Source organism: Mesorhizobium sp. AR02 (assembly GCF_024746835.1).
Taxonomy (GTDB): domain Bacteria; phylum Pseudomonadota; class Alphaproteobacteria; order Rhizobiales; family Rhizobiaceae; genus Mesorhizobium.
Genome location: NZ_CP080531.1, coordinates 2,342,218 through 2,365,655 on the forward strand (window position 1 = coordinate 2,342,218; position 23,438 = coordinate 2,365,655).

The following is a 23,438-nucleotide window of genomic DNA, read 5'->3' on the forward strand; positions in this document are numbered from 1 at the left end:
CAGCTTGCTCCGCGGACATAACCATGCCTCAAGCCGCCTTGGTTTCAAGCATGGCGGCGCGCAAAATCTGCTCCTCCGCGATATGATCCCCCTCCAGCGTCGCGGCGATACGGCCGTTGCGCATGACCAGCACACGGTCGGCGACATGGACGAGTTCCGGCATGTCGCTGGAATGGAACAAGATCGCGTAGCCCTTGGCCGCGAGATCCCGCATCAGCTGGAAGATCTCGCCCTTGGTGCCGACATCGACGCCGCGCGTCGGATCGTAGAGCAACAGCACGCGCGCCTCGGTAAGCAGCATCTTGCCGAAGATCACCTTCTGCTGATTGCCGCCGGACAGAGTGCCGGCAAGCTGTTCCGGCGTGCCGGCCTTGATGCGCAGGAAGTCGACCATCTCCTTGACCAGGGCGGCCTCCTTTTGCCGGCTGAGCAAGCCGTTTTCAGTAAAGCGCTTGATGACCGACAGCGTCAAATTCTCGCGCACGCTCTTGGTCAGCAGCAAGCCCTGCCCGCGCCTGTCTTCCGGCACCAGCGCAATGCCGTCCTTGCCGGTCAACGCCTGGCGCGGATTGCCGATCGAGGTGGGCTTGCCCCAGAGTTCGATGGTGCCGCTCGCTTTAGTGGCGCCAAACAGCGACTGGAACAATTCGCGCTGACCGTGGCCTTGCAGGCCGCCGACGCCGAGAACTTCGCCCTCGCGCAGTGCGAAGTCGACGCCGGAAAGGCGACTGCCGCTCGAAAACCCTTTTACCCTTAGCGCGATGCGATCGGTCGCTGTCGACACGCGCTCGGGATAGAGCCGATCGAGATGGCGGCCGATCATCTGGGTGACGATCTCGTTGTCGGAGACGGCATTGGCCTCATGCGCCGCGATGGTGCTGCCATTGCGGAATATGGTCAGCCGGTCGGCGATGGCGCGCACTTCGGCCATGCGGTGCGAGATGAAGATGACCAGCCTGCCTTCGGCGGCCAGTTGCCGGGTGAGCTTGAGCAGCCATTCGGCCTCCCGCGCCGGCAGCGCCGAGGTCGCCTCGTCGAGGATCAGGATGCGCGGGTCCTTGGCCAGGCCCTTGGCGATCTCGACGATCTGCCGTTCGGCCAGCGTCAGCCGTCGGAGTTCCTGGTCGGGGCGCAGTGCCGGGAAATTGTACTTTTCGAGCAGCGCCAGCGTCTTGCGGCGCATTTCGCCACGATTGACGGTGCGCAGCAGGGTTCGCGGCTCGTGGCGGAACCAGATGTTTTGTTCGACGCTGAGATCGGGGATCAGCGACAGTTCCTGGAAGACGGCGGCGATGCCGCGTGCCTGGGCGGCATCCGGATTGGCCGGGCGATAGTCCTGGCCATCGACCGTGATCGAGCCGCCATCATGCCGAACCGCGCCCGACAGGATCTGGATGAAGGTGCTTTTGCCCGCGCCGTTCTCGCCGAGCAGGGCGTGCACTTCGCCGGCGCGGGCGCTGAATGTCGCCTCGCTCAGCGCGACAATGCCGCCATAGCGTTTGGACAGGCCGTTGACGGTGACGAGGTCCATGAATGCGCCTTCGAAAAGCTCTCCCGACATCTTGCGATGCCGGGAGACAGGGTCGTGGTTTAAGATGTTACTTGCTGCCGGCCGCTTCCGCAGCGGTGATCTCGACCCAGTCGGGCGTGATCGGTAGCGTCAGGCCGGGGGCCTGGTCGGGGAAGGCATTTTCGCCAATCGCGATCTTGATCATCTTGGTGCCGGGATAAAGCTTGGACTCGAAGGGATCGGTGGTGACGAAATCACCCTTGACGGAGACCGAACGCTCGGCCGGCTTCTTGCCGGTGTCGAGGATGTCGACCGCCAGCTTGATCGCTTCCGAGGAGAGATAGGCCGGATTGGAGCCAAGGATGCACTTGGCGCCTTGCGTCTGCGCGCAGGTGACGGCGGCGACATTGTAGGAGAAGCCGACGACCGGAACGATCGGCCGGCCGGCATCCTTCAGCGCCTGGATGGCGCCGGAGCCGTAGCCTTGCGTCATGATGCCGTCGATCTTCGGATTGGCGGCAAGCAGTGCCGCGACACCCGACTGTTCCGGACCGAGTGCGTAGTTGCCGTTGTAGTAGCCGACGACCTTTATGTCGGGATATTTGGCCAGCACCTTCTCATAGCCCCCCTGCAGCTGCGACGAGATCGGCGCGCCGGCAAGGCCGCGGTCGAGGATGATGTTGCCCTTGCCGCCGAGCTGCGTTGCCATCCATTCGGCCATGACGGAGGGGATGCGGTCCCAGTCGGAAGCGACGGCGTAGGCGCAAGGTTCGGTCACCACCTGGTCGAAGCTGATGACGACGATGCCGGCGTCACAGGCCTTCTTGATGGTCGGGTTGAGTGCTGAATCCGAACCGGCATCGACGAGGATGGCGTCCGGCTTCTGGCGGATGATGTTGTTCAGCGAGTTGATCTGCGCCTGAACGGTGTTCTCGACATTCTCGATCTTGAGGTCGACGCGGCCTTTCAGCGGCCCTTTGTTCACCGACACGGTGGCGACACGCTCCATCTGCTGACGCCAGTCATTGCCGACGAAATTGTTCGAGAGATAGATGGTGTAGGGCTTCTTGTCCTCGGTTTGGCCGGCCTGCATGCCGATTGCCATCATGGTGGCGGCAAGTGCGGCAAGGCCGATGTTACGGCTCAACGTTTTCATGATTTTCTCCTCCCATTTTTCGTTTCGAAATAGCGGCGCCCAAACGGCGCCTTGCATCTATCAAATCAGGTTCCCGAAGCCTCCTTGGGCGTGATCTCGACCCAGCTCGGCGATACCGGTAAGGAAAGGCCTGGCGCCAGGTCGGGGAATACGGTCTTGCCCAATTCGATCTTCACCGCCGAGGAATTCGGGGCGTATTTGGCATCGACCATATCCGTGGTCAGGCCCGGTGAATTGAACAGCACGGTGGTGTCGGCCGGCTTCTTGCCGGTGTCCAATATGTCGACGGCGAGCTTGATCGCCTCGGCCGACAGCGAGGGCGGATTGGCGCCCAGCCAGCATTTGGCGCCCTTGGTCTCAGCGCAGGTAACGCCGGTGCCGTTGAAGGCAGCGGCGACGACCGGCACCATCGGCCGGTCGGCATTCTGCAGCGCCTTGATGGCGCCGGTGCCATAGCCCTGCGAGAAGATGCCGTCGACCTCAGGATGGGCGGCAAGCAGGCTGGCGACGCCTTCCTGTTCCGGGCCGGCAGCGTAATTGCCGTTGAAGTAGCCGACGACCTCGATGCCGGGATATTTCTTCAGTACGGCGCCGAAATTCTTCTCGAACTGCTCGGAAATGGGAGCGCCGGCGAGGCCGCGATCCATGAAGACCTTGCCCTTGCCGCCGAGGATGGAGGCCATCCATTCCGCCTGGTTGTTGGCCATGATGTCGAAATCGGAATGCATCTTGTAAGCGCATTCGGCTGAGACGGTCTGGTCGAAACTGACGACGATGATGCCGGCATCGCAGGCCTTCTTGATGGTCGGATTGAGCGCTTCCGCCGACGAGGCATCGATGAGGATCGCGGCCGGCTTCTGGCGGATGATGTTGTTCAGCGAATTGATCTGCGCCTGGACGGTGTTCTCGGCATTTTCGATCTTGAGGTCGACACGGCCCTTCAGCGGCCCCTTGTTGACCGCGACATTGGCGACGCGCTCCATCTGCTGGCGCCAGTCATTGCCGACGAAATTGTTCGAGAGATAGATGACGTAGGGTTTTTGGGTCGCGGTATGGCCAGGCATCGCAGCCATCGAGACTGCGAACCCGGCCAGCGCCACGAAGCCGGCGCACACGCTCCTCAATTTCATGGTCTTCCTCCCTAGTGTTTCCTGCCCAGCCGGTGATGGACTGCGCCATCTTGATCGGATGAAGACGACAAATTGATACCGGTACCAATTGCAAATGTCAATTTGACGTGACCCTCCCAAGGCTGCGTCCGCGAGCAGGATTCGCCGGATTTCCTCCCTTGCGACGTCTCTCGTGGCCGGCACTTCAGCCTAACTATCATGCTATTATAATTTTATGAGCCTGTCTATGCGACCGCGGCAGAAAATGCCGACTCCGGCGCGCTTCAGGACAGGTCGTTGGGCGCGTCGTAGGTGATGCTGAAAATATCGGCGGGGTGGCGGGCAACGGAGAATTCGATGCTGCGCTGGTCCGCCGACTGATAGAGCATTTCAACTGTCAGCACCGGACTGCCGAGTGTGATGCCGAGGTCGGCGGCAACAGCCTCGTCGGCGATCTCGGCGCGCACTGTGACATGCGCCACGTCGAGCCGCAGGCCGAGATGTTTCTGCACCGAGCGAAAGATCAGCACGTCGGAAAAGTCTTCCCGCTTCAGGCGCGCGCCGATGTCGGGCGGGAAATAGGTGGTGATCTGCGCCTTCCTCTGCTCGCCGATCGACAGCACGCTGCGCAGGCAATAGCCGGCCTCGTCCTTGCCCATGCCGAAATGGCGCTGGAGCACGGGCGAAACCTCCTTGCGATAGGATTTCACCGTCAGTTCAGCGTCCTTGGTGAAGGCCGCCATGTCGGCGAAATTCTTGAACTTCCAGCTCAGATTGACCGACGGGCTGCGCGCCGCGACCACGGCCGGCTTGGCCGAGCGCTTCCGGATCAGGCCATCGGCCTCGAGGTCGCGCAGCGCCTGGCGAACCGTGATCAGGCTGACGCCGAAATGCTCGGCAATGGTCGCTTCCTTCGGCAGCTCGCCGCCGACGGGGAAGGTGCCGTTGCCGATCGGCTCGCGCAATATATCGGCGAGCTGGCGATAGAGCGGGCCGTTGGCGCGGCCAAGTGTACGCCTGGGAAGACTGTCGATGGTGGGATGGTCCATGTGCCTCTTCGCGCCTGTGTCGAAGCTTTTATAATAGCTTCCTGCGCCCGAGGCTAGGCAAGGCCGTTGACGATCAACCGTCTCAGATAAAGAGCCGAAGCGGGTGCTCGATCGCCGATTTCAGGGCGGCGAGCCACGCGGCAGCGGTGGCCTCATCAACGCTTGCCGCATCCACCGTCAGCAGGCATTCGGCATGGTCGCCCGGCATATTGAGCGAGACGGTGAGGCGCATGGCGCGGCCGGCAAGGAGCGGCATCATCACCGGCCGGACGTCGCTCGCCGACAGCAGCCGCAGGGACAGGTCCGCCGGGGTTTCCGTCTCATCACGGCTGTCGACCAATGCCGCAAGCCGCATTGCGCGCAGCGATGTCAGGGACATTTCCGGGATCATGGCGAACACGGTTTGCCGGCTCGCCAGCTCCAGCGCCACGGAAGCGCCACCAACCTTGGCGGCGTCCGGTATCTCGGCAAATGCTCGACCGGCAGCGCGCAGCAGCACGTCGTCGATGGCGAACACATTTCCCGAACTCTGAAGCGCCGCCAGCAGGTCTTGCAGCGCGCCGAGAGCAACGGACGTCGTAAAGGCGGCGATCCGGAACGCAACGATGGAAGGCGCCGCCGCATGGGCGACGACATCAGACGCAAGGACCAGCGCGACGACTGGAATGAAGGCATGCACATCGGCGGCCAGGATGCGCCCACCAGGGCCGCTGCCGCGAAGCGCCTCGAGCGGCAGCGAACGCTCGCGCGCCAGGCGGCGGGCATAAGGGGAAACCGCAAGACGCCTTGTCTGTGCAATGGCTGCATTCATTTCAGGAACTCTGAATTCACGCAGTTGGTGAGCCTGCCCTCGGCGAGGTAGGCGTGCACGACCTCGATCGATTTCAACCGGAGGTCGCGCATCGATGCCGGGCTGTAGAAGGCGGCGTGCGGGGTAACGATCAGGCGATTGGCGATCCACGGCTCCCGAGCGCGCCATGCCGCCAGCAGCGGATGGTCGAGATCGTTGGGCTCGTTCGGCAGCACATCCAGTCCGGCGCCGGCGACCGTGCCCCTGCGCATAGCCGCCTCCAGTGCGTCGAGATCGACGATCGGACCACGCGCGGTGTTGACCAGCACAATACCAGGTTTGGCGGCGGCGAAGGCGGCCGCGCCGAGCAAGTTGCGGGTTTCTTCGCTCAGCGGCGTGTGGACGCTGACCACGTCAGCCCGCCCCATCAACTCGGCCAGCGAATGGACACGCTCGTAGCCGGTCGACAAATCGACGCCGGTCAGAAGATGTGGGTCGTAAAACACCACCTTCATGTCGAAGGCAGCGGCACGACGCGCGGTGGCCAGCCCAATGCGGCCGAGGCCGACAATGCCGAAGGTGGCGCCCTTGTGCCTGCGCACCAACGGCGCTTTCGAAAAATGCCAGCCTTCGGCGCCGTGGCCGGAAAGTTCCGCGCCATAGGCCGAGGTGCCGCGCGTCAGCGCCAGCATCAGGCCGATGGCGTGGTCGGCGACCTCGGTGGTGCCGTAGTCCGGCACATTGCAGGCCGGAATTTTCCGCGCGCCCCAGCCTGCCGTGTCGATATTGTCGAAGCCGACGCCGGAGCGCACGGCGATCCTGGCCTTTGGAAAGGCCGATGGAGCCGCCGCGACATTGTGGGTCGGCGAATAATTGATGACGGCATCGACCGTCTCACAGATGGTCGGATCGAGTGCTGCGGCCTTATCATTGGTCGAGCGGGCGAGGATGAACTCGATGTCAGGATAATGCTGCCGCTCGAGTTCGGCCTCGTCGGCGGCTTGCCAGTTGGCGCACAGGATCTTCATGCTGGCCCTTCGAATTTCATGGGTACGGATGGTTACTTCCTGATGCCGCCGATGCGGCCGCCCATCGGCACCACTGCACCGACCGGCTGATCGATGGCGCTGAGTGTGCCGCTGATGGGCGCCTCGATCTCGACCACGGCCTTGTCGGTCTCGATCTCGGCAATCAGTTCACCTTCCTTCACCACATCGCCAACCGCCTTCAGCCATTTGATGACGGTGCCTTCGCTCACGGTGAGATCGCCAAACGGCATCGTTATCGGCTCGTCGTCGCCGGCAGTAGCCGGTGCGGCAACTGCTGGCACGGCGGGCTGCGGCTTCACCGGAGCAGGTACAGACTTAGCCGGCGCAGCACTTTTCAGACCGACCGTGTACCAGTGATCCGGCACCGGCGGCTTGCCGGCAATGACATCGCGAGCGCCTTGGACAATGCGGGCGGTGTCGACCAGCATGGCGCGCTCCAGCACTGGTGCGAAGGGATGCGAGGTCGGCGCGGTATGCAGCCTTCCGGGTGGGGCATCGAGCTCGTCAAAGGCGAGTTCGTTGATGGCTTGCGCGATCTCACCGCCAAGGCCGCACATCGCCCAGGCCTCGTCGACGATGAGCAGGCGATGGGTCTTCCGTACGCTGGCGACGATGGTGTCGATGTCGAGCGGCATGATCGTGCGTGGGTCGATCACCTCGGCTTCGACACCTTCGGCCGCCAGCGTCTCTGCAGCTTCCAGCACGCGTTGCACCATCTGGCCGGCGGCAACGACGGTGATGTCGGTGCCGGCCCGCGCAATACGGGCGACGCCGAACGGCACATAGTGCTCACCCACCGGCACCTCGCCCTTGGAGGCGAACAGCGCTTTGGGTTCCAGCATGATGACCGGATCGCCGGCCCTCAGCGCCGTCTTCATCAAGCCCTTGGCATCGGCCGGGGTCGAAGGCACGCAGACGATGAGGCCCGGCATGTGGGCAAAGACCGGGTGATAGATGCCGCTATGATGCGGGCCGGAGCTGCGCAGCGCGCCGGCGCCGACGCGCACCACCATCGGCGCGCTCATCAGGCCGCTGGTCATGTAGCGCAGCTTGGCCGCCTGTAAAAAGATCTGCCCGGCGGTTTCGAAAGCGAAGTCGGCGAACATCAAGTCCGAAACGGTGCGGGCGCCGGTGGCCGAGGCGCCAACGGCGGCAGCGGTAAAGCCTTGTTCGGAGATCGGCGTATCGACCATGCGTTCGGCACCGAATTCCTGCCAGAGATTTCTGGTGTGAGCAAAACTGCCGCCGCGTTCGCCGGTGCCCTCGCCGAAATAAAGGATCGCCGGATTGGCGCGCATCTCCTCGGCGATGCCATCGCGCACCGCTTCGAGCCAGCCTTGCGTGCGCGTCTCGCCGACGGCGCGCGGCTGCAAAGCGGCAGGCGGATTGATCGGATCGGCAAAGACATGCAGGCGCACCGTGGCCGGATCGGGCTCGGGCGAGTTGCGGGCGAAGGCCAGCGCGTCCTCGACCACCTTCTCGATGCGCGCCTCTATTGCCGCGAGCGCTTCGGCATCGGCGATGCCGTAGTCCTCGATCAGCTTCTTGCGGAACATGTCGATTGGATCGCGCTTGACCCAGGCGTCGAGTTCCTCTTGCGTCCGATACGTGCCGATGACCGGATCGCCTTCGTGGTGGCCGACCGTGCGATAGGTCTTGGCCTCGATCAGCGTCGGTCCCTTGCCGGAACGAGCGCGCTCGGTCGCTTCCTTCATGGCCAGCCACACGGCGAAGACGTCGTTGCCGTCGACCGCGACCCCAGGCATGCCGTAGGACGCGGCCTTGGTGGCGATCTCGGGGTTGAGCGTGATCGATTTGAGCGGTGTCGCGGTAGCGTAGAGGTTGTTCTCGCAGATGAACACCGCAGGCGCCCGCTGCACGGCGGCGAAGTTGAGCGCCTCGTGGAAGCCGCCATGGTTGGCAGCGCCATCGCCGAAGAAGGCGACGCCGATATCGTCGCGGCCCTGCTGGCGGGCGCTCATGCCGATGCCGACGGCATGGCCGATACCGGCGGCGACAATACCGTTGGTGCCGAACAGGCCGACCGAGCGGTCGTAGAGATGCATGGTGCCGCCGCGGCCGCCGCAAATGCCGTCAACTTTGCCGAACAGTTCAGCCATCACCCGGCCCGGATTGGCCCCCTTGGCCAGCGCATGGCCGTGGCCGCGATGGGTTGATGTCACCCAGTCGGTTGGCCTCAGATGCGCGCAGACGCCGACGCCGGTCGCCTCCTCGCCGATATAGAGATGCAGGAAGCCGGGCGTTTCGCCCTTGCGGCAGGCGATCTGGGCGATGCTTTCAAAGCGGCGCAACAGCACCATGCGCTCGAACAGATCGAGCAGGATCTTCCGGTCGGGGAGGTTTGGCGCACCCCTGGACTCCTCGCGTGTGCGCGCCGCAGACATTGCCACCAAAGCCTCCCTGAATGCGTCTGACGCCGGGCGGCAGAGCGCCGGCGGCGAGCTTGTTGGTCACTCGCTTCGGCGCATCATAGATTATAATAGCATAATGTCTACTGGCTCTGAACGGAGCCGTGCGAGAGGCTAGATTTTGGTGATCCGCACGGTCGCGTCGGGCCGCTGGAACAGCTCCGGCCGCAGGCTGAGACCGAGCCCCGGCCCGTCGAGCGGTGCGACTCGGCCGTCCTTGACTGGCGGAATGTCGGCGACGATCTCGGTGTACCAGCCGGTGAAATAGGCGCGCACCGCTTCCTGGTAATTGACGTTCGGCAAGGTGGCCGACAGCGCGCAGCTGGCGGCATAGACGATCGGCCCGGTGCAATCGTGCAAGGTGACCGGCAGTTCGCTGGCCTCGGCCATGTTGGCGATCTTGCGTGCTTCGGAGAGCCCGCCGCACCAGGCGAGATCGATCATGATCACCGAAGCGGCCCGCTTGTCGATCAGCTGCTTGAACATCTGCCGCGAGGCCAGCCGCTCGCTGGCGGCGATCGGGATGGAGGAGTGGCGGGCAAGCTCGGCCATGGCGTCGAGTTCGTTGTAGCGGATCGGCTCCTCCAGCCAGGCAACGTCGTAGGCTTTCAACGCTTCGGCGATGCGCAGCACCGGCGGCAAGGTCCACAGCCCATGCAGCTCGACCATGATTTCCATGTCGCGGCCGACGGCATCGCGGATTTTCTGAAACGGCTCCAGCGCCTTGTCGAGATCGGCCAGCGAAATGCGTGTGCCGTTCGATGCTTCGGCGGCGATGTCGAACGGCCAGATCTTCATGGCGCCGATGCCTTCCGATTTCAGGCTTCTGGCGAGGTCGCCAGCGTTGTAGCGCCAGGCGAGCAGGTCTTCGTAAGGGCCTTCGTTGGAATCGCCTGCTTTCAGCGACCAGTCCTCGCCGCGCTCGAACAGCGCGTTCTTCTTGGTGGCGCGGACATGTTTGTAGCCGGCGCAGGTGTTGTAGATCGGCACGGTCTTGTGGGTGCGGCCACCGAGCAGCCGCCAGACCGGCTCGCCAACCGCCTGGCCATAGATATCCCACAGAGCGATGTTGACGGCGGAGTTGCCGCGCACCTCTGCGCCGGAATCACGGGCGCCGACATAGACGCTGCCCAGCGTGCGGTCGTGCAGCTCGATGTCGCGCGGATCCTTGCCCAGGAGGTAGGACGCGACATTGTCGTGGATGTAGGCGGCGACAGGCCCCGGCGCCCAAAAGGTCTCGCCGGTGCCGATGAAGCCCGCATCGGTGTGAACGCGCAGCCAGAACAGGAACGGGAATTCCGCCAGCTGCAACGTTTCGAGCGCAACGACTTTCATCTTTTTTCTCCCATCCCAACCGACCGCACGGTCGATGGGACAATAGCACATCGCCGTTGACAGCCATTTATGGTACCGGTATCAATCCCGTCAAGATGGTCACCGGGAGGGTGCTCGCTTGCCTGCTGACAATCAAAACACGACGCCAAGGAGAGCCCTGGTCACCGGCGCCGCGGGCGGCCTCGGCCGCGAGGTGGCGATCCAGCTGGCCCGGCGTGGCTGTGTTGTCGCGGTGACCGACATCAATGGCGAGGGACTGGCCGGGACCATCCGGCAGATCGGCGAAACCGGTGCCGAAAGCGAAGGCATCGTCAGCGACTTCACCGGGGAAGGCGCCCCGGAAGCGGCGGTGGAAAAAGTGGTCGTGCGCTGGGGCGGTATCGACATCCTCGTCAACAATGCCGGCTACGGCGTGATCGAGCCGTTCCTCGACGCGACTTACAAAGCCTGGATGCGGACACTGGCGCTCAACGTCACCGCGCTTGCCATGGCCTGCAAGGCGGCTGGCCGGGTGATGCGCGAGCAGCGTTCGGGGCGCATCATCAACATCACCTCGCCCGGCTCGCGCATGGCGCTGCCCGACTACACCGCCTACACGGCGAGCAAGGCCGGCGTCGATTCCATCACCCGCGCCGCCGCCGTTGCGCTGGCGCCTTATGGCGTGCTGGTCAACAGCCTGGCGCCAGGCATGATGGACACCGAAATGCAGCGCTCGACCGAGGTCGACCTCGCCCGCGCCAATGGCCGCAACGATTTGCAAGCCTTCCTCGACGAACGCACGCGACGGATCCCGCTCGGCCGCCGCGCCGAGGTCTCCGAAGTCGCCGAGGCGGTCGTCTGGCTCTGCCTCGATGCGCCTGATTACATGACCGCCGAGCGGCTCAACATGTCGGGCGGTCTCGACAAGGACTGATCCCATGCTGCGAAATTCCCCTCCCGGTACCGCCGATATCGGTGTGCTCGAACACAAGGCGACACAGCTGCGCCGTCACATGCTGACCATGGCGCGCGGCCAGGGCCAGGGCTATATCGGCCAGGGTCTCGGCATCGCCGACACGCTGGCAGCATTGTACTTCCACGAACTGCGCTACGACCCGCACAATCTGGATTGGCCCGACCGCGACCGTTTCCTGCTGTCGACCGGGCATTATTCCATCGCGCTGTGGGCAGCACTTGCCGAGGCCGGCATCATCCCGGTCGAGGAACTCACCTCCTATGGCGCCGACAACAGCCGGCTGGAGATGTCGACGCTCGACACCACGCCCGGCGTTGAAATGATCGGCGGTTCGCTCGGCCATGGTCTCGGGCAAGGCGTTGGCCAGGCGCTCGGCCTGCGCCTCGACAAATCCGACGCGCGCGTCTTTGTCGAGCAGTCGGATGGCGAGATGCAGGAAGGATCGACCTGGGAAGCGGCGATGTCGGCCAGTCACTTCAAGCTCGACGGACTGGTGGCATTGATCGACTGCAACGGCATCCAGGCCGACGGACCCGTGGTGCTCGACATGGAACCTGTAGCCGACAAATGGCGCGCCTTCGGCTGGCAGACATCGGAGATCGACGGCAACGACATGAAGGCGATCGTCGGCGCGCTGGCCGATGCCCGCGAACGCAACGGCAAGCCGAAGGCGATCGTGCTGCGAACGCTGCCCGGCAAGGGTGTGCCGCGCATCGAAACCTCTGAGAAATCGCACTTTTTCCGCATCGACGTGGCGCAATGGGACGGCATCATCGCCGAGTTCGAAAAAACCGTGGGAGCAGCCCGATGAGCGGCGCGGCGACGGAGGCCGGACGCACGCTGGCCATGGGCCAAGACGAAGCGGTGGGGGGCGGCCGGCAAAGTGTGGAGGCGCCCTTCGGCAAGGCGCTGGCGCGGCTCGGCCAGAGCCGGCCCGACATTGTCGGGCTGACCGCCGACCTCGGCAAATACACCGACATCTTGCCGTTCTGCGATGCTTTCCCGGAGCGTTTCTTCAATGTCGGCATGGCCGAGCAGAACCTGATCGCCGTCGCCGCCGGGCTGGCGCGCACCGGCAAGGTGCCGTTCGCCACCACGTACGGCGTGTTCGCGACAAGGCGCGCCTATGATTTCGTCGCCATCGCGCTCGCCCACTCCAACCTCGACGTCAAGATAGTCGCCGGTCTGCCGGGATTGACGACCGGCTATGGCGGCACGCACCAGGCGATCGAGGATCTGGCGCTGATGCGCATGATCCCCGGCCTGACCATCATCGACCCCTGCGATGCGACCGAGATTGAAGCCGCGACCGCAGCGATCGCCGAACATCGGGGACCGGTCTACATGCGGCTGCTGCGCGGCAGCGTGCCTGTCGTGTTCGAACCCGGCTACATCTTCGAGATCGGCAAGGCGCGTCACCTTCGCGACGGTTCGGATGTCGGCATCATCTCGACCGGCTTCATGACCGAGCGGGCGCTGGACGCGGCGGACGCCTTACGCAAACAGGGGATCTCCGTCGGCGTGTTGCATGTTCCGACCATAAAGCCGTTCGATGCCGGAGCGGTGGCCGAGTTTGCCGGCTCAGTTGGCCGTATTGTCACGGCAGAAAACCATGTCGTGGTTGGTGGATTGGCGAGCCTTGTCGTCGAGACCTTGTTCGATGCCGGCATTGCGAAGACAGTGACGCGCATCGGCCTGCCGGACCGCTATATCGAATGCGGTGCGGTGCCGACCTTGCAGGCGAAATACGGCCTGACGACCGAGGCCGTCATCGCGACGATTGCTGCGCTGAGTTAGGGTTCCACATGAAGATCACCGAGATCGAGACCTTTGCCGTCGGCGCCGGCTGGAAGAACTGGCTGTTCGTCAAAGTCCATACCGACAAGGGCATCCATGGGATCGGCGAAGGCACGCTGAACGGCTTCATCAAGACCACGGAAGCCGGCGTGCATGAGCTCAAGCATCTCGCCATCGGCCAGGACCCGCGCCGCATCAATTCGCTGGCCAAGCGCATGCTAGACAGTGTTTCGCTCGACGGCGGCCATATCCACCGCACGGTGATCGCGGCGATCGAGGTCGCCTGCTGGGACATTCTCGGCAAAAGCCTGGGCGTGCCGATCCACCAACTGCTCGGCGGCCAGGTGCGCGACAGCGTGCTTGGCTACGCCAATGGCTGGTACCGCACCGAGCGTACGCCCGAAGCCTTTCTCGAAGCCGCCAGGGCGGTGCTGGCCAAAGGCTTCAAGGCATTCAAGCTCGACCCGTTCGGCACCGCGCAAGGCTTTATCTCACGTGAGGAACTGGAGCTTTCCTACGCCATCTGCCGGACACTGCGTGACGAACTGCCTGGGGATACTCTGATCCTGATCGACGTGCATGCGCGCTTCACTGAGATCGCCGCCCTGCAGGCGGCGCAAAAATTCGCCGACCTCGACATCTACTGGTGGGAGGAGCCGACCTCGCGCGATCGCCAGGAGACCGTGCACGAAGTGGCGCATCGTTCGCCGATCCCGGTGGCGACCGGCGAGATGTATGACACGGTCGGGCAGTTCTACACGCTGGCCGTCGGCGGCGGTGTCAACATCTTCCAGCCTGAGCCGATGTCGCTCGGCGGCATTGCGCCGTCGATGCAGGTGGCCAATCTGGCGCTCGCGCATGGCAGCCACATCGCGCCACACCAGAGCGGCGGACCGGTGGCGACGGCGGTGTGCCTGCAACTGGCGGCGGCGGTGCCGAACTTCCTCATCCAGGAGCATTTCGATGCCTTCAACTACCCGTGGACACGCGAGCTGGTGAGCTGGCATCCAACCGTCAATCCCGACAATGGCCATCTGTCGCTGCCGGACGCGCCGGGGCTCGGCATCGATCTCAACATCGATGCGATCAAGGACCACCCTTACGATCCCAACGCCTATCTCAACGTCCATGCGGAGGGTTGGGAGAAGCGCCTCGGCCGGCGGGAAGAAACCGGGAAGCCGAAGCGAAAAAGCTGATCACGCACTTTCGCGGTCGACGATCTCGAAGCCGAGGCTGGTGATGGTCGGCACCTTGGTGTCGCCGCCGAGCCTTGCCAGCAGCTGCCGCACCGCACGGCGACCCATCTCGTAGCGATTGACCTTGACCGTGGTCAGCGGCGGATAGAGCTGGGCTGCCAGATCCATGTCGCCATAGCCGGCAATCGCAATCTTGCCCGGCACCGCCCAGCGGCGCCGATGGCACTCCTGCACGGCGCCAACGGCCAGCGTGTCGCTGGAAAAGAAGATGGCGTCGATGTCCCTGTGGCGGGAGGTCAGCGTCACCAGCGCCTCGGCGCCGCCTTGGGCGGTGATCGGCACCTCGACCTCCATGTCGGCATGGTTCTTGATGCCGAGTTCGGTAAGCGCCGCATGGTAGCCGGTGCGGCGCTGCTGCAAGCGGTCATTGCCGTGGATTGGCGTCGAGACGAAGCCGATGCGCTTGTAGCCTTTGGCCGCCAGATGCATGGTCATGGCATAGGCGGTCTCGAAATTGGAGACGCCGACCACCATGTCGATCGGCTTGCGGCCCTTGATTTCGGAGATTTCGACCACCGGTGCGCCGCTGCTCTTCAGCAGCGCCCGCGCCGTTTCGCTTTGCACGAAGCTCTGCAGGATCATGCCGACCGGGCGCCAGCCGAGCAGGTTGCGAATCGATTTCTCCTCGGCTTCCTGCGTGAATTCGCCTTGCACCAGAAGCATCGAATAGCCGCTCTCATGGCATTCGTCGGACATGCCTTGCACCTGTTCGGCGATGCCCGAATTGATCAGCGGCGGCACCACCGTACCGATCATGCGGCCATTGCCACGCATGCTGGAAGCCAGCCGATTGGGCACGAAGCCGGCTTGCTCGATGGCGTCGAGCACCTTGGCGCGCGTTTCCGGCGAGACCATGTCGGGATTGGACAGCGCGCGCGACACCGTCATCGGCGCCACGCCGACACGCTTGGCGATCTCGCGGACGCCAAGGCGTTGCGGCTTCTTCTCGCCCGCCGGCGGCTTGTCGACCATCACCCTGCTCCAAGAGAGCGCGATCCAGCAAAGCAATATCCTGCCGATCGCGTCGCCACTTCATAGCGGTTGTGGCGGACAGTTTCCAGCAACCGGCCCAGCCATTGCCGGGTCGGGAAATTTCGCCGTTGACAAGTTATAATATTATAATCTTAATGGCCGAGAGGAGCGCGCCGGGATCGGCGCGGGTGAATGGAGCCGGTCGCAAGAGCCGGCAACAGGCGCCGCAAGGGAGGTCAGGATGAACAGCGTGGCTGAGGTGAGCTCGCCGCTGCGGGACGCACACTCGTTCCGGCGGCGACTGATCGGCTTCATTGCCGTCGGCGAAGTCGGCGTGCTGGCAGCGATGGCCCTGCTGATCGCCTTCTTCTGGCTGCTCGAACCGGCGTTCCTGTCAGAGCGCAACATCCGCGCCATTCTCAACGTCGTCTCCTTTGTCGGCATCATCGCCATCGGCCAGACCATCCTGCTGGTCGCCGGCGAGTTCGACCTGTCGGTCGGCTCGGTGGCTGGTCTCTCGGCCGTGGTCGCGGCCAAGCTGATGACCGCCGCCGCCTTGCCGGTGACGGTCGGCATTCTCGGCGGCATCGGCGTCGGAGCCCTGATCGGGCTGTTGAACGGCCTGATCGTCGTCAGGCTCGGCATTCCCGCCTTCATCCAGACGCTCGGCATGCTGTTCATCGGCCAGGGCCTGATCCAGGTGGTGACGGGCGGCTATCCGGTCTATCCGCTGCCGGAGGCGATCAATACCATCGGCGGCACCGATCTCGCCTTCGGGCTGGGCTGGAGCTTTGCCTTCTTCATCATCGCGGCCGTCGTCGCCGACTTCGTCCTGCGCCGCACCGTGCTCGGGCGCAACATGTATGCCACCGGCGGCAACCAGGAAGTGGCGCACCTCGTCGGCATCAACACCAATGCCTACAAGATCGGCGCCTTCGTCACCGTCGGCGCGCTGTCGGCGATCGCCGGCATGTTCGTCATGGCCGATCTCGGCAGCGGCGGCACCTCGATCGGCAGCGGCTGGGAGTTGACCGTCATCGCCGGTGTCGTGGTCGGCGGCGTCAGCCTCTTCGGCGGCGCCGGCACAGTGGCCGGCGGCGTTGTCGGCATTCTTTTGCTGAAAATTGTGCAGAGCGGCCTCGTCGTCATCGGCGTCAACTCCAACTGGCAGCAGATCGCGGTCGGCGTGATCATGGTCATGGCCGTCGGCCTCGACATCGTGCGCCGCCGCTACTTCATCGCCGGAGCCTGAGCAAACCGCGGGGAATGTGGATATTGCGCCGGCAAAATGCCGGCGAACCAAGGGAGGTACGACATGAAAATCCATTTGAAAAGAAGGCTGATCCGCGCCGCATTGGTGGCGGCGGCAGTCGCCACCTCGCTGGGCTCGGTGAACCTTGCGCGCGCAGCGGACATCCATCTGCTCTGGGTGCAGGCGATGAAGGATCACCCAGTGCACCGGCTGATGCAGGCGGGCTTCCTCAACAAATGCAAGGAGCTCGGCTACACCTGCGAGGTCGTCGGCGACCCGAGCGCCACCAACTGGGACATCCCCGCAACGCTGCCGCTCGCCGAGGCCGCCCTTGCCCGCACCAAATACGACGCCATCGGCGTCTATGGAGTCGATCCGGCGATCTATTCCTACATCACCAAGCTTGCCAAGGAAGGCTTCCCGATCGTCACCTGGCATGTCCTGCCGCCGGAAGGCACCGTCAATGGCCTCAAGGCGGCGACCGGCGAAGACATAGCCGAGGTCGGCGCCAATGCCGCGATCGCGATTGGCGACAAGCTCGGCGGCAAGGGCACGGTGGCGCTGACGCAAGGCGCCTCCAACGACACCGAAAACGCCATGTCGGATGCCTTCCGCAAGACCATCGCGGCGAAATATCCCGGCATCAAGGTGCTCGACACGCAGATGGAAGGCTTTGAGCCGTCGGCGGCCGAGGCAAAAGCGGTGGCGATCCTGCAGGGCAATCCTGATGTGACCGCCGCCTTCGGCACCACCGGCAACAGCATCCAGACCTGGTCGGGCGCCGCTCGCAAGGCCGGACGCGACGTCGTCATTGTCGGCATGGACTATATCAGGCAGAACCTCGACCTGGTGAAATCGGGGGCCGCCTACGGCATCGTCGCGCAGCCGCTCTATGAAGAGAGCGCCAAGGTTGCCGAGCTGCTCGGCGACCTCGCCCAGGGCAAGACCGTGCCCTACAGCAATCCGTTGCCGGCCAAGGTGATCACCGCTGCCGACCTCGATCCCTATTACAAGATGCTGGACAGCGCCGGCCAGTAACACCTTGCTGCCGGGTCCGCATCTGGCGGGCCCGGCAACATCCTGAGAGGATCGCCGTGTCGACCACCCAAGAGCCGCTGTTTTCGGCCACCGCCATCACCAAGAATTTTGGCGGCGTGCAGGCACTGCGCGGCGTCGATTTCGATGTCGTTGCCGGCGAGATCCACGCCCTTCTCGGCCAGAACGGCGCCGGCAAGTCGACGCTGGTCAAGATCCTCAACGGCGTGCATCCGGCGGGTTCCTACACCGGCACGATCCAGCTCGACGGCCGGTCCGTCAGTTTCGCCTCGCCGGCCGATGCGCGATCGAATGGTGTTGGCTACGTGCCGCAGGAAATCGAGGTGCTCGAACAGCTTTCGGTCGCCGAGAACGTCTTTGCCGGCCGCACCGGCCTTGGTGACGGCTTGCTGGTCCACCAGCGCAAGCTGGAGCAGCGTGCCGGCGAGATCTTTGCCGACCTCGGCATCGACATCAACCCCAGGGCCTATGTCGCTTCGCTGACCTCGGCGCAGCGCCATCTGGTGATGATTGCCCGCGCCATCGTCATGAAACCGCGCGTGCTGATGCTGGACGAGCCGACGGCCTCGCTCTCGGGCACGGAGGTCGATGCGCTGTTCAGCGTGTTGCGCCGCCTGAAGGCGCAAGGCGTGGCGATGATCTACATCACCCACCGCCTGCCCGAAGTGCTCGCCATTTGCGACCGCGCCACTGTCTTGCGCGACGGGCAGGTGGCGGTGCGGATCGCAAGAGAGGACTTTGACGCCGAGACCTTCATCTTCTCGATGTCAGGTCAAAGGCTGCAGCGGCTGTTTCCCGAACACGCAGCCCCCATCGGCGCACCAACCGCGCTGGAGGTTCGCCGGCTGACTGTCGCCGGCCATAGCGGCGCGGTCCATGGCGCCAGGGATATCAACCTCTCCGTAGCATCAGGCGAGATCGTTGGGCTGGCCGGACTGCTGGGCTCCGGCCGTAGCGAAATCCTGCACGGGATCTATGGCCGCGTTCCTGCCGATGGCGAAATCCGGGTCACAGGCCGGACCGTATCGATCAAATCGCCCAGGGATGCTCGCGCGGCCGGCATTGCGCTGCTGACCGAGGACCGCAAGCGTGATGGCCTGCTGTTCAACCTGCCGGTTGGCGCCAACATCACCATCGGCAATCTCGCGCCCTTGTCGCGTCACGGCATGGTGCGCGGCGGGCTGGAGCGCAGTTCCATCCTCGCCGCCATGAGCGCGCTCAACGTCAAGGCGTCGTCGCCGCAGGCTTCGGTAACCCATCTGTCGGGCGGCAACCAGCAGAAGCTGCTGTTTGCCCGCGTGCTGATGCGGGCGCCGAAAGTGCTGCTGCTCGACGAGCCGACCAAGGGCGTCGACGCGGCAACCCGGCACGAAATCTACCGGCTTGTGGTCGAACTCGCCGAGAAAGGCGTGGGCTTGCTCATCGTGGCTTCCGAGATCGAGGAACTGATCGGCCTTTGCGACCGCTGCCTCGTCGTCGCCGACGGCCGCATCGTCGACGAATTCGGCCGTGGCCAGGGTGGCGAGGATCGTGTCTTGCGGTCGGTGACGGCGGCGCAGGCCGAGCGCCATGCCATGGCTGCGCAGGTTTCGTCATGATGTTCGCCGGCAAACGTATTTTTGTCACGGGAGCTGCTACCGGCATCGGACAGGCGACAGCCGAGTACCTCGCCGCCGAGGGCGCCAGGGTCTTCGGCGCCGGGCTGGATGGCGAGGAAGGAAAAGCGCTCGCCAGCCGCTACGCCGAAAGCCAATTGATCTTCCGTGAGAGCGACCTCACCCGTGAGGCCGACGTCCAGGCCGCCGTTGCGTCGGCGACGGCGGCCCTCGGCGGGCTCGACGCGGTCGTCAACTGCGCCGGCATCTATCCCACCGGCAAGCGGCTTGAGGACGTTTCCGACACGGAGTGGGACAGGACCATCGCCGTCAATTTGACGGCCATCTTCCGCGTCTGCCGCGCGACCTTGCCGTTGCTGCGCGCGGCCGGCGGCGGCTCGGTCGTCAACATCGCCTCCGTGCATGCCGACGCAACGGTACCCGGCGTGCCCGCCTATGCCGCGACCAAGGCGGCGATTGTCGGCCTGTCGCGCCAGATGGCGCTCGACTATGCCGTCGACTGTATCCGCGTCAACGCCGTGCTGGTCGGCTCGGTCGCCACGAGAATGACGCTGGATGGGCTGGAGGCTGCCGGCGGCGCGGAAGCACTGGGCCTGTCCTTCGAGCCCAACCGGATCGCGCGCATCGCCAACCCGTCGGAGATCGCTAGCGCCATCGGCTTCCTGATCTCCGACGCCTCGTCCTTCGTCACCGGCAGCGCCATGCAAGTGGACGGCGGCCTGCTGTCGCGGCTGCTTTAAAGTCCAAGCGCGAAGGGCATAAAGGAGACTGTGCCGGCGGCACTTTCGCCTGGAGTCAGTACGATCACGCCCTCTTGTGGATCGTCCCATCCGCCCCGGTTGAACGCGCCAGACGCGTTGGTCTGCGGCTCGACACAGAAAAATGGTTTGGTGGGATCGGCATAGAGCATCAGGTGCTTGAAGATTGGATCGGCCTTGATGCGCAGTCCCGCGCCGCGTGTCGGAAAGCGGAGCGTCGCTTCACCGCCCCAGCCGCCATAGTCATTGTTGCGCCAGCCGCCCGGCAGGGGCCGCTGCTCGGCGAAATCCAGTTCGGGCGGCAAGGTGATCGGATCGCCGGCAATGCCATCGGGCTCTTCGAGATAGAAACACCTGGCACCGAACTGCAATGTCACATCGGGGTCGCGATCGAACCAGGGATGCAGGCCGAAGCCGAACGGCATGGCGACCGGCCCGGTGTTGGTCAGTGTCATGGTAACGCTGAGACCGTCGTCCGAGGCCCCGAAAGCCTGGATCGCGCGATAGGAATAGGGCTCGGCTCCGGCCGCGATGTCCAGCGACAGCGTGGCGTTGGCGGTTCCGGCCTCGGTGACGGTCCAGGCGTGTTGCCAGCCGCTGCCGTGGACGTTGAATTTTTCGGGCGGATTGTTGGGTTCCACCAGCCAGCATTTTCCTCCGAAGTCGAAGGCGTTTCCGGCGATGCGGTTGGCATAGGGAGTCATCGGGAACATGGCGACGCCAAGCACATTGCCGGCCTCGCGATCACCATCCGAGAGCCGGCGCATGAGATCGATGCCGCGCCAGCGCAGCGAACTCAGGGAGCCACCGATTTGCGGCACCAGCTCGACTTCGAGTGCTCCCGATCGGATGTTCACCAATTCAGAAATTGCGCCCATAGCCTGCCATCCATCCACCGTCGACGCCCAGCATCTGGCCCGTCGTATAGGTGTTGAGTGGATCGCAGAAGAACAGCACGGCCGCAACCGCTTCCTCGATGCTGCCGGCGCGGCCGACTGGTGTGTGGCTGAGCATCGCCTTGTCGCCGGAAACCATCGTTTCATCCTCGACCGCACCGACGCCAACGGCATTGACCAGCACCTTGGGTCCGAATTCCATGGCCAGCGTCCGCATGCCGGCCAAAATCGAGGCGTTTTCCATGGAAAAGCGGGGATGGCGGCGCATCGGCATGCCGGCGGTGGCCGACAGCAGGAAGACGATGCGGCCGCTGCCGCGCTCGGTCATGGCAACGGCAGCCTTGCGTGCATCGGCATACAGAGTGGGGGGATCTTCGGCCGTCATTCCCGGCCGCAACGGACAGGACATCAGCAGGACGTCGGCTTCCCGCGCGTGGGAGCCATCGACGAGCTTGCCGCCATTGGCAAGCAATGCAGCAATCGCGGCCTCGGCGACCGGGTTGCTGTCGCCATCCAGCGCCACGGCGGCGTCATTGAGATCGATTTCCATCGCGTCACTCACATCATGTATCCCGCCGTCCAGCCGCCATCGACGGCCAGGACCTGGCCGTTGATGTAGCTGGCGGCCGGCGAGGCAAGGAACAGCACCGCCTCGGCGATCTCTTGCGGCTCAGCCGGGCGGCCGAGCGGCACATGGGCCAAAAATTCCTGCGTGCGGCCGGCGAACTTGCCGTCCTCGCCGTAGAACAGCTTGGCGGTCAGCGCCGTCATCACCGAGCCCGGCGCGATGGCATTGGTCAGAACGCCCTTGGCGCCAAGTTCGATCGCCATCGACCGCGTCAGATGGATGATGCCGGCCTTGGCGGCGACGAACGGGCTTTGCAGGCGCATGGCGGCGAGGCCGACCACCGAGGCGATGTTGACGATGCGCCCGCCTCTGCCGGCGGCGAGCATAGGCCCGAGCGCGGCCCGGCTCATGATGTAGAGGCCGTCGAGATCGATGCCGGTAATGCGGTCCCATTCCTCGGGCGGGAATTCATCTAACGTCACGCGGTGCGCCAGTGTGTTGACGCCGGCATTGTTGATGAGGATGTCGAGGCGGCCGTGCCGTTCCATGATCGCGGCGATCGCGCTATCGACCGATGCGGGATCACGGATGTCGGTGGCGCAGGCCATGGCATCGGTCAGGCCGGCCGCGACCTGGCTTGCGCCCTCGCCGTTGATATCGGCGACGACGACCGCGGCACCATTGTCGGACAGGCGCTTGGCGATGGAACTGCCGATGGCGCCCGCGGCCCCCGTGACCAGCGCTACCTTGCCTCGCAAATCGCAGCGCATGTCCCGTCCGCCCTCGAACCAATTCGGGTTATGCTATTATAATATTCTCAAGGCGCGGACAAGCTATTGCGCCGCAGCAAGGCGTTATTCCGCCGGCGCACCAGCCACGTTTTTGCGGGCCGCATCGATCATCAGACGCCGTGCGCGGAACACGCCCCATTGCTGGTCGACGAGCACGCCGATGAGGATGACGCCGCCCATCACCGCGAAGTTGAGGGAGGACGGGATGCCGAGCAGATTGACGAGGTTCTGCAGCTCCTGCAGCAGCACCGTGCCCAGCACGACGCCTATCAGCGACCCCTCGCCGCCGCGCAACGAGAAGCCGCCAAGCACGGCGGCGGCGATGGCATAGAGTTCGTAGAACTGGCCGTGGCTGGCCGGTGAGATCGAGCGCGTGTACATGGCGAAATAGATCGCCGACAGCGCCGTCAGCACGCCGCAGATGACATAGGCGGCCATGACGATGCGGCCGGTGCGAATGCCGGAATATTTCGCCGCCTCCTCGTTCTTGCCGATGGCATAGAGATAGCGGCCGAACACCGAGCGGTGCAGCACCACCCACATGATGATGGCGATGACGATCAGCGCGATGAAGCTGTTCGGCACACCGTAAGACCGGCCGGCGGTGAGGAATTCCAGGTCCGGAAAATTCTGACCGAAGGCAAAGCCGGCGGTGCCGTCACCGGTGTAGAAGCGCGCCACGCCGCGATAGATCAAAAGGCCGCACAACGTCACCACGAAAGGCTGCAGCTTGAGCCGCGTGATCAGCCAGCCGTGCACCAGGCCGATGATGGCACCGAGCGCGATGATCAGCACGAAGGCCAGCGGCCAGTCCAGGCCGCGCACGGCGATGAAGTCGATGAACAGCGTTCCGAGCAGCGCGACGACCGAGCCGACCGACAGTTCGATGCCGCCGGTGATGATGACGAAGGCCTGGCCGATCGACAGGATGCCGAACAGGCCGATCAGGTTCGAGGTGTTGGCGAGGTTGATCGGCAACAGGAAGCGGTGATTGATGGCCGTCACGACGGCGCCGACCACCAGGATCAGGATCAGCAGGCCGAGATCTTTCTTGCTCATCGTCTTCTCCCCAATGTCTGCCTGAGCGGGTTGCG

21 protein-coding genes are annotated in these 23,438 nt (G+C 64.3%); 8 read left to right on the forward strand and 13 right to left on the reverse strand.

Annotation, left to right across the window (positions count from 1 at the left end; translation table 11 throughout):
* Positions 1-28: 28 nt before the first annotated feature.
* The 8 genes from DBIPINDM_RS15320 to DBIPINDM_RS15355 form a co-directional block, all read right to left on the reverse strand.
* Positions 29-1,531 (reverse strand): sugar ABC transporter ATP-binding protein, encoded by a 1,503-nt coding sequence (locus tag DBIPINDM_RS15320; RefSeq protein WP_258588036.1) that lies wholly within the window; start codon positions 1,529-1,531, stop codon positions 29-31.
* A 67-nt stretch (positions 1,532-1,598) separates the two neighbouring features.
* Positions 1,599-2,666 carry a substrate-binding domain-containing protein gene (locus DBIPINDM_RS15325; RefSeq protein WP_258588037.1) on the reverse strand — a complete coding sequence of 356 codons (1,068 nt, stop codon included), beginning with the start codon at positions 2,664-2,666 and terminating at the stop codon, positions 1,599-1,601.
* 65 nt (positions 2,667-2,731) lie between these two features.
* Entirely contained in the window at positions 2,732-3,796 is a 1,065-nt protein-coding gene (locus tag DBIPINDM_RS15330; RefSeq protein WP_258588038.1) for a substrate-binding domain-containing protein, read from the reverse strand.
* Positions 3,797-4,059: 263 nt separating this feature from the next.
* Entirely contained in the window at positions 4,060-4,824 is a 765-nt protein-coding gene (locus DBIPINDM_RS15335) for a GntR family transcriptional regulator (RefSeq protein ID WP_095773141.1), read from the reverse strand.
* Between the two features lie 82 nt (positions 4,825-4,906).
* Positions 4,907-5,635, reverse strand: coding sequence for an E3 binding domain-containing protein (locus DBIPINDM_RS15340; protein ID WP_258588039.1), 729 nt, complete (start codon positions 5,633-5,635; stop codon positions 4,907-4,909).
* On the reverse strand, positions 5,632-6,642 hold the full coding sequence (locus DBIPINDM_RS15345; RefSeq protein WP_258588040.1) for a C-terminal binding protein: 1,011 nt from the start codon (positions 6,640-6,642) through the stop codon (positions 5,632-5,634). Before DBIPINDM_RS15345 ends, DBIPINDM_RS15340 begins: the two co-directional genes overlap by 4 nt.
* 32 nt (positions 6,643-6,674) lie before the next feature.
* Positions 6,675-9,068, reverse strand: a complete 2,394-nt coding sequence (locus tag DBIPINDM_RS15350) for a thiamine pyrophosphate-dependent enzyme (RefSeq protein WP_258589277.1) — start codon at positions 9,066-9,068, stop codon at positions 6,675-6,677.
* 138 nt (positions 9,069-9,206) lie between these two features.
* Positions 9,207-10,427 (reverse strand): mandelate racemase/muconate lactonizing enzyme family protein, encoded by a 1,221-nt coding sequence (locus DBIPINDM_RS15355; RefSeq protein ID WP_258588041.1) that lies wholly within the window; start codon positions 10,425-10,427, stop codon positions 9,207-9,209.
* 118 nt (positions 10,428-10,545) lie between these two features.
* Between DBIPINDM_RS15355 and DBIPINDM_RS15360 the strand changes: the two genes are divergently transcribed.
* From DBIPINDM_RS15360 to DBIPINDM_RS15375, 4 genes are read left to right on the forward strand one after another with little or no spacing between them, the layout of a single operon-like run.
* A complete protein-coding gene (locus DBIPINDM_RS15360; RefSeq protein ID WP_258588042.1) occupies positions 10,546-11,340 on the forward strand; it encodes an SDR family NAD(P)-dependent oxidoreductase in 795 nt (264 codons plus the stop codon).
* A gap of 4 nt (positions 11,341-11,344) precedes the next feature.
* Positions 11,345-12,193: a transketolase gene (locus tag DBIPINDM_RS15365; protein WP_258588043.1), complete on the forward strand. Its 849-nt coding sequence runs from the start codon at positions 11,345-11,347 to the stop codon at positions 12,191-12,193.
* Positions 12,190-13,179 carry a transketolase family protein gene (locus tag DBIPINDM_RS15370; RefSeq protein ID WP_258588044.1) on the forward strand — a complete coding sequence of 330 codons (990 nt, stop codon included), beginning with the start codon at positions 12,190-12,192 and terminating at the stop codon, positions 13,177-13,179. Before DBIPINDM_RS15365 ends, DBIPINDM_RS15370 begins: the two co-directional genes overlap by 4 nt.
* 8 nt (positions 13,180-13,187) lie before the next feature.
* On the forward strand, positions 13,188-14,375 hold the full coding sequence (locus DBIPINDM_RS15375; RefSeq protein ID WP_258588045.1) for a mandelate racemase/muconate lactonizing enzyme family protein: 1,188 nt from the start codon (positions 13,188-13,190) through the stop codon (positions 14,373-14,375).
* Here DBIPINDM_RS15375 and DBIPINDM_RS15380 read toward each other — a convergent pair whose 3' ends face one another.
* Positions 14,376-15,407, reverse strand: a complete 1,032-nt coding sequence (locus tag DBIPINDM_RS15380) for a substrate-binding domain-containing protein (RefSeq protein ID WP_258588046.1) — start codon at positions 15,405-15,407, stop codon at positions 14,376-14,378.
* 241 nt (positions 15,408-15,648) lie between these two features.
* Here DBIPINDM_RS15380 and DBIPINDM_RS15385 point away from each other — a divergent pair, with 241 nt between their 5' ends.
* The 4 genes from DBIPINDM_RS15385 (at position 15,649) to DBIPINDM_RS15400 (ending at position 20,071) form a co-directional block, all read left to right on the forward strand.
* Positions 15,649-16,659, forward strand: a complete 1,011-nt coding sequence (locus DBIPINDM_RS15385) for an ABC transporter permease (RefSeq protein WP_258588047.1) — start codon at positions 15,649-15,651, stop codon at positions 16,657-16,659.
* A 63-nt stretch (positions 16,660-16,722) separates the two neighbouring features.
* Positions 16,723-17,697 (forward strand): sugar ABC transporter substrate-binding protein, encoded by a 975-nt coding sequence (locus DBIPINDM_RS15390; protein ID WP_258588048.1) that lies wholly within the window; start codon positions 16,723-16,725, stop codon positions 17,695-17,697.
* 56 nt (positions 17,698-17,753) lie between these two features.
* Positions 17,754-19,313, forward strand: a complete 1,560-nt coding sequence (locus DBIPINDM_RS15395; protein WP_258588049.1) for a sugar ABC transporter ATP-binding protein — start codon at positions 17,754-17,756, stop codon at positions 19,311-19,313.
* Positions 19,310-20,071: an SDR family NAD(P)-dependent oxidoreductase gene (locus DBIPINDM_RS15400; RefSeq protein WP_258588050.1), complete on the forward strand. Its 762-nt coding sequence runs from the start codon at positions 19,310-19,312 to the stop codon at positions 20,069-20,071. The genes DBIPINDM_RS15395 and DBIPINDM_RS15400 overlap by 4 nt, the downstream gene beginning before the upstream one ends.
* Here DBIPINDM_RS15400 and DBIPINDM_RS15405 read toward each other — a convergent pair.
* The 4 genes from DBIPINDM_RS15405 to DBIPINDM_RS15420 all read right to left on the reverse strand — a co-directional run bounded on the left by DBIPINDM_RS15405 (position 20,068) and on the right by DBIPINDM_RS15420 (position 23,403).
* Positions 20,068-20,967 carry an aldose 1-epimerase gene (locus tag DBIPINDM_RS15405; RefSeq protein WP_258588051.1) on the reverse strand — a complete coding sequence of 300 codons (900 nt, stop codon included), beginning with the start codon at positions 20,965-20,967 and terminating at the stop codon, positions 20,068-20,070. The genes DBIPINDM_RS15400 and DBIPINDM_RS15405 overlap by 4 nt on opposite strands.
* Entirely contained in the window at positions 20,951-21,547 is a 597-nt protein-coding gene (locus DBIPINDM_RS15410) for an SDR family oxidoreductase (RefSeq protein WP_258588052.1), read from the reverse strand. Before DBIPINDM_RS15410 ends, DBIPINDM_RS15405 begins: the two co-directional genes overlap by 17 nt.
* Complete coding sequence (locus DBIPINDM_RS15415) at positions 21,544-22,323, reverse strand: SDR family NAD(P)-dependent oxidoreductase (protein ID WP_258588053.1); 780 nt, start codon at positions 22,321-22,323, stop codon at positions 21,544-21,546. The genes DBIPINDM_RS15410 and DBIPINDM_RS15415 overlap by 4 nt, the downstream gene beginning before the upstream one ends.
* Before the next feature lie 84 nt (positions 22,324-22,407).
* Positions 22,408-23,403 carry an ABC transporter permease gene (locus tag DBIPINDM_RS15420; RefSeq protein ID WP_258588054.1) on the reverse strand — a complete coding sequence of 332 codons (996 nt, stop codon included), beginning with the start codon at positions 23,401-23,403 and terminating at the stop codon, positions 22,408-22,410.
* Between the last annotated feature and the right edge of the window lie 35 nt (positions 23,404-23,438).